The organism is Shewanella sp. TC10, assembly GCF_009663145.1.
In the GTDB taxonomy this organism is placed as follows: domain Bacteria; phylum Pseudomonadota; class Gammaproteobacteria; order Enterobacterales; family Shewanellaceae; genus Shewanella.
In genome coordinates, this window is sequence record NZ_VKHR01000099.1 from 1 (window position 1) to 6,056 (window position 6,056).

Genomic DNA, 6,056 nt, shown 5'->3' on the forward strand with positions numbered 1-6,056 from the left:
AGATTTACAACAAGCAGTACCAGACTTTATTGGTATGAATATGATTGGCTATGATGCGATGGCAGTAGGTAATCATGAGTTTGATAATCCACTATCGGTTTTAGATAAACAGGCTGAGCTAGCCAACTTTCCAATGCTTGCGGCTAATATCTACCGAAAAGACACGAATGAAAGATACTTTGACCCATACAAGGTATTTAATTTAGGCAATATCAATATTGCCGTGGTGGGTTTGACCACCGATGATACTCCCAAATTGACTAACCCCTTACATACAGAATCTTTGTTATTCACCAACCCCATTGATGAAATGAAAAAGCTATTACCAGATCTTAAAGCTGATGACAGTATCGATCTGGTATTTGCTGCTACCCATATGGGACATTATCAAAATGGCGAGTTCGGTAGTAATGCACCTGGTGATGTGACGATGGCAACAGCGCTAAATGAAGGCGATTTAGATGCCATCATCGGAGGTCATTCTCAAAACCCAGTTTGTATGAGTGGGCGTAATAGTGAGTATGATAAAGGTTTCATGCCAGGTGATAAATGCCGCCCGGATAAGCAAAACGGTACCTATATCATGCAAGCCCATGAATGGGGGCGCTATGTAGGACGTGCTGATTTTGAGTATATTAATGGCGAGCTGTATTTAATTGATTATCAATTAATCCCTGTTAATTTGAAACGTATGGCTTTCGGTAAGAAATTAGCATGGCCAGTAGGTGAGCCGATAGAGCGAAATGCAGATGTTGAGGCAGCTTTATTACCTTATCAAGAAAAGGGCAGTGCTGAACTTGATGTGATTATTGGCCGCGTCGATGGCCTATTACAAGGCGAACGTAAAGTGGTCCGTGCACAGCAAACCAATTTAGGCCGCTTAATTGCTAAAGTTCACAGTGAAAAAGTCCGTGCCGACTTCGGCATTATGAATTCAGGTGGTGTCCGTGCATCGATTCAAGCTGGTGAAGTGGCTTATCGTGATGTATTAACTGTGCAACCATTTTCAAATACTATCGGTTTAGCTGAAATGTCTGGTGAAAAGTTAGTTAAGTACTTATCGAAAGTGGCGACAAATACCCGAACCAGTGGCGCGTATGCGCAGTTTTATGGGATTGATATGACGGTGAAGTGCCGCGATCAAGATGTTGAAATACACAGTATTAATAATCAGCCTTTTGATATTAATGAAACCTACACCTTCTCAATACCAAGCTTTAGCGCTGCGGGTGGTGATAACTATCCTAAGATTAATATTCTAGAAGCGGGCTATGTTGATGCGATTGAACTGTATGACTACATTAAACAACATGAGCAGATAAATATTGCTGATTATGCGCCTAATGGAGAGTTAAAGTTTGAGCAATCTAAGAGTAGTTTAGGCTGCAGTATCTATTAATTTAGTCTTCAAGCTAACAGAATTAATGAGATAACAACCAAAGGCAATCGTAAGATTGCCTTTTTTATTGGAATTTATTTTTTATTTTAAGTCTATGTATTTATTGAATTATAAAAGTTTTGCTACAAATAAATAAAAATAATTTTCGATATTTACTTGAAAATAAAATTATCGTTCTCATATCTAGTTATAAGTTAGGCACGCTCAATAGAGGTACTAACTTACATTACGCCGTAAGGGTAATGACCAACGCCAATAATGGCATATTATTTTTCACATATTGCTTTAGACAAGGATATGAACATGCGCAAATTTAACTTAACTCCAGATTTAACTCCTCTATACCGTAGTGCGATTGGTTTTGATCGCTTAGCAAAAATGGCTGAGCACGCCGCTGTGCAAAATGGTAATACAGGATACCCTCCATATAACATCGAATTACTTGGCGAGAATCGTTATAGCATCACAATGGCGGTTGCTGGTTTCACCATGGATGAGCTTGATATCACTAGCGAAGGTGACAAGTTACTTGTCAAAGGCAGTAAAGTTGCTGCAGTAAACGATGAACGTAAATACTTACATCAAGGTATTGCTGAACGTGGATTTGAACGTACTTTCCAATTAGCTGATCACGTTAATGTCGTGGGAGCAGGCTTAGAAAATGGCCTATTAAACATTGAATTAGTGCGTGAAATTCCTGAAGCATTGAAAGCGCGTAAGATTAAAATTAATAGCGCTAACGTAAACAATACCATCGAAAGCTAACCTTTCGACGCTATCTCTTACTCATCGCAATGAGAGGTTGTTGATGATGAGAGATAGCAAACATTGTAAGACATAGTTTCATCCGTGCTATTTAATTTCCCTTGCACTCATCATGCACTTTAATGAGCACAAGTTTCACATCTCCCCTGATTATTTTGCCCAACGAGAAGTTATTTCCTTGTTGGGCTTTTTAGTTTCTCACTCTTTATTCATCAATCATCACTTTGTTAGTCTGATAAGGCTTTATCTAATATTACTGAGCCAACGCCATCAATACCGAGTGCGTCCTCTGGGTTGTAAATTGGACAACTTTTCATAGATAAACAACCGCAACCAATACATCCATTTAGTGAGTCTCTTAGCTCAGTAAGGTAATGAATACGTTGAGTGAGTTTATCGTGCCATGCTTGAGATAATTTAGCCCAATCCTCTTTTGTTGGTGTTCGTTCATTGGGTAAAAAGCTCAAGGCTTGTTTTATTTCTTGTAAACTGACGCCCATTTTCTGCGCCGCTTTGATAACTGAGATACGCCTAATCACATCACGGCGATATCGTCGCTGATTGCCTTGATTGCGTAAACTGCTAATCAATCCTTTAGTCTCGTAAAAGTGCAAACTAGACACCTTTATACCGCAACGTTTTGCAACTTGACCTACGGTTAAATCCGCTTCATTTAACATATGACGCCCATTCCTTTTTTAGTCGCAGCTCGTTCAAATGACTGTCTCAATGAAAAATTAACCACTTTTTTAATAAAAACACTTTACCTCAACTTAGGTTGAGGTTTTATAGTGACTTCATCTTATATAACCGTTCACTAAATTGACAGGCGTTCATTTAATAAACCGCTATCAAGTCAACGAACAGACATTTGCAGGAGGCAGATATGAGTAAAGCGATGAGTTATTCCACAAGCATTAAAAAGAGTGCGATCAAGGACAACAAGCCATTCAAGATGACAAGTTCTGTAAGCGAGATAATCAAGCAAAAGCTAATGACTGATGAAGATACTCAGAAAGCGATTGAGGATGTGATAGCGAAAAGCCAATTACTTTTTTGTCAAACGATGAACATCAAATAACGACAGAATAGTAACGACATAACCAATGACTTGACCATAGTTAGGTATTTATAGAAAACAGCTAGTTAAATCAAAAATCAAAATTAAAAATAAGGAAATATTATGCGCTTAGAGCACTTAAATTTAGTCGTAAACGATCTAGACACCACATTAGCGTTTTATCAAGCAGCATTCCCACACTGGAAAGTAAGAGGTGGAGGCGAGGGCGAGTGGCATGGGGTACAGCGTAAATGGATCCACTTCGGTGGTGAATACAATTACCTTTCCTTTAATGATAATGGCAAAGGTAAGATACGCCCGATTGAAGGATACGATTTAGGCTTGGCTCATTTTGCCTATGTGGTAACCAATTTAGACAGCCTTATTAAAAGGCTAACGTCTGCAGGTTTTGAAATTGCGATTGTTGGCGGTAAAGATGCGAATTACAACAGTGTGTATTACATCGATCCCAATGGCTACGAAGTAGAGTTTGTTGAGTATTTAACGGATATCCCGAGTGAGCGTAATTGCTATTTATCTGTCTAATTGGAATGAATACTATGAGATTAAATCAAGTCACAATTACTGTTAATGATATGGCTAAAGCCTGTGATTTTTATCTAACCTTGGGGTTTACACAAATTGTCAGCACTGAAGCCAATGGCAACCATTATGCTCGATTTGCTTGTCCTGATGGCGAGGCGACATTTTCTTTGTCTTGTTTGGCTGGAGATTCTTTGCAAGGATCGGTTTCAATACAGGAAAGAAAAAATGCTAGTGTGATTTATTTTGAGCACCAAGATTTAGATGAGTGGGTTGAAGCGTTAATACAGAAAGGGATCAAATTTGAACAGTTACCCGTTGATGAATCTTATCTTTGGCGTGAAGCGGTGTTATTCGATCCCTCTGGGAATAAAATCAAACTATATTGGGCGGGAGAAAACCGATTAAATCCGCCATGGCGAGTGAATATAAAGCAGTGAACCAGTGCTAAGTGAAATCAAATACAATAGAAAGTTAACTCTAACTCTAACTCTATCTCTAGCTCAAAATCGAAAACAAAAAGCCTGCACTTTCAGTTTGAAGTGCAGGCTTTTGAATGTAGATTATTGCTTCCAAGGGTTCACACTGCCAGTTCCATTTGGGACTGATGCAGGTTTTGACTCAGATGAACCTTGTGGTCGGCGCTCATTGGAAGAGCCTTTTGTGCTTTTTGCGCCATAAGGTGAACTAGCAGCTTCTTCTTGATTGAATTTTTTAGCTTTATTTTTGTTGTAGTGGTTATTCTTTGGTTTATCTGACTTACCACGCGACATCTTAGGCTTATCTTGATCTGCTATAGGTTTCGGTGTTTTAGGATTTTTAGGCACAAAGTCTAAAATAGAAATCGGCACTTCTTTTCTTGGCGCAAAGCCTTCAACCTCTTTACGTTCAATGATGTGACCTAAACGGCGCTCGATGGCACAAAGGTTTTTAAAGTCATCTTTAGAGACTAATGAAACTGCAGTACCTTGTGCTCCAGCACGGCCTGTACGGCCAATACGGTGAACATAATCATCTGCTGGGAAAGGTAGGTCATAATTAATTACTAACGGTAAATCATCAATGTCTATACCACGGGCTGCTACACCTGTTGCGATTAAATAGGTAATTTTTCCTGATTTAAAGTCGGCCAAAATTTGCTCGCGTATCGGCTGACTGCGACCACTGTGAAATGACTCTGCAATAATGCCGCGTTTTTCTAGCTGAGTTACAAGCTTAGCTGCACCATGCTTTGTCTCGATAAATATTAACGCTTGTTTCCAATCGTTTTCTTGTATCAAGTGACTGAGTAATGCAGATTTTTTATCTTTATCTGCAGTAACAAGCCATTGATCGATTTTAGGCGCTGCGTCGGCATCAGCGATAACTGAGATTTGTACCGGCTTTTGCATTGCTGTTTTAGCTAATGCGCGTACTTGATTTGACAGCGTCGCAGAAAATAGCATGTTCTGGCGTTCATCAGGCAATAGCTCGATAATACGGTTAATGTCTTCGATAAAGCCCATATCAAGCATACGGTCTGCTTCATCGAGCACCAGTACTTCAAGCTCATCAAAATGAACTGCTCTCTGAGTGTATAAATCTAATAAACGACCCGGCGTTGCAACAAGGATATCAATACCTTCAATAAGGCGCTGCTTTTGCTGTTTACTGTCTACGCCGCCGTACATTACCATCGAGTTAATCGATAAATTTTTGCTGTATTGTTGAATGTTTTGCTCAACTTGAACAACCAGTTCACGGGTAGGAGCAAGTACTAATGCTTTAACGCGTTTACCGCGCACTTTACGAGGCTCTTTAAAACGCTCAAGTATCGGCAATACAAAGCTAGCAGTTTTACCTGTGCCTGTTTGCGCTGCGGCAATGATATTTTTACCCGATAAGGCCACAGGGATCGCTTGGGTTTGAATTGGTGTAGGTTGGCTATAACCTAAAGAATTCAGGGCGTTAATAATAGGATCGCTTAATCCTAGCTTAGCAAATGGCATGTGTTATCTCGGGTAAAGTGTCAACAGTGACTGCTAGCTTAGTGTTAGCAGCTTAAAGAGTAGAAGCTAAGTATATCAGAGAGGGAGTTTAGAATGCAGCTTAAGGATTAAATTTTAAGATGTTAGTGCGTGTGTGAAACATCAATTTAGCTTGAAAAGAAAAAGGGAGCGATGCTCCCTTTATACCCATGTTACCTCAAGATGCTTTGTCAGGCACAAGCTCGGATAACAATGCAAGGCGTAAGCTGAGGTAATTGTTATTCACTTTTCAAACCTTGTAYATATGGTTAGATCGGGAAGC

General features: G+C 39.6%; 7 protein-coding genes. 5 read left to right on the plus strand and 2 right to left on the minus strand.

The genetic code is table 11. The features are described from left to right. Together ushA and FNZ24_RS20980 are read left to right on the plus strand one after the other, a co-directional pair. Positions 1–1,399: bifunctional UDP-sugar hydrolase/5'-nucleotidase UshA (ushA, locus tag FNZ24_RS20975; RefSeq protein WP_153916736.1), on the plus strand; the 1,399-nt coding region annotated here is incomplete at its 5' end. A gap of 303 nt (positions 1,400–1,702) precedes the next feature. Then, entirely contained in the window at positions 1,703–2,164 is a 462-nt protein-coding gene (locus FNZ24_RS20980; protein ID WP_153916737.1) for an Hsp20 family protein, read from the plus strand. Between the two features lie 227 nt (positions 2,165–2,391). On the opposite strand, the gene soxR is transcribed toward FNZ24_RS20980, so the two are convergent. Next, positions 2,392–2,844, minus strand: a complete 453-nt coding sequence (gene soxR, locus FNZ24_RS20985; protein WP_153916738.1) for a redox-sensitive transcriptional activator SoxR — start codon at positions 2,842–2,844, stop codon at positions 2,392–2,394. Between the two features lie 206 nt (positions 2,845–3,050). Here soxR and FNZ24_RS20990 point away from each other — a divergent pair, with 206 nt between their 5' ends. From FNZ24_RS20990 to FNZ24_RS21000, 3 genes are all read left to right on the plus strand, one after another. Next, positions 3,051–3,245 carry a hypothetical protein gene (locus tag FNZ24_RS20990; RefSeq protein ID WP_153916739.1) on the plus strand — a complete coding sequence of 65 codons (195 nt, stop codon included), beginning with the start codon at positions 3,051–3,053 and terminating at the stop codon, positions 3,243–3,245. Positions 3,246–3,344: 99 nt separating this feature from the next. Beyond that, on the plus strand, positions 3,345–3,770 hold the full coding sequence (locus FNZ24_RS20995; protein WP_153916740.1) for a VOC family protein: 426 nt from the start codon (positions 3,345–3,347) through the stop codon (positions 3,768–3,770). A gap of 14 nt (positions 3,771–3,784) precedes the next feature. Beyond that, a complete protein-coding gene (locus FNZ24_RS21000) occupies positions 3,785–4,207 on the plus strand; it encodes a VOC family protein (RefSeq protein ID WP_153916741.1) in 423 nt (140 codons plus the stop codon). 123 nt (positions 4,208–4,330) lie between these two features. Here the strand turns inward: FNZ24_RS21000 and FNZ24_RS21005 are convergent, their stop codons facing one another. Beyond that, positions 4,331–5,755: a DEAD/DEAH box helicase gene (locus FNZ24_RS21005; protein WP_153916743.1), complete on the minus strand. Its 1,425-nt coding sequence runs from the start codon at positions 5,753–5,755 to the stop codon at positions 4,331–4,333. Between the last annotated feature and the right edge of the window lie 301 nt (positions 5,756–6,056).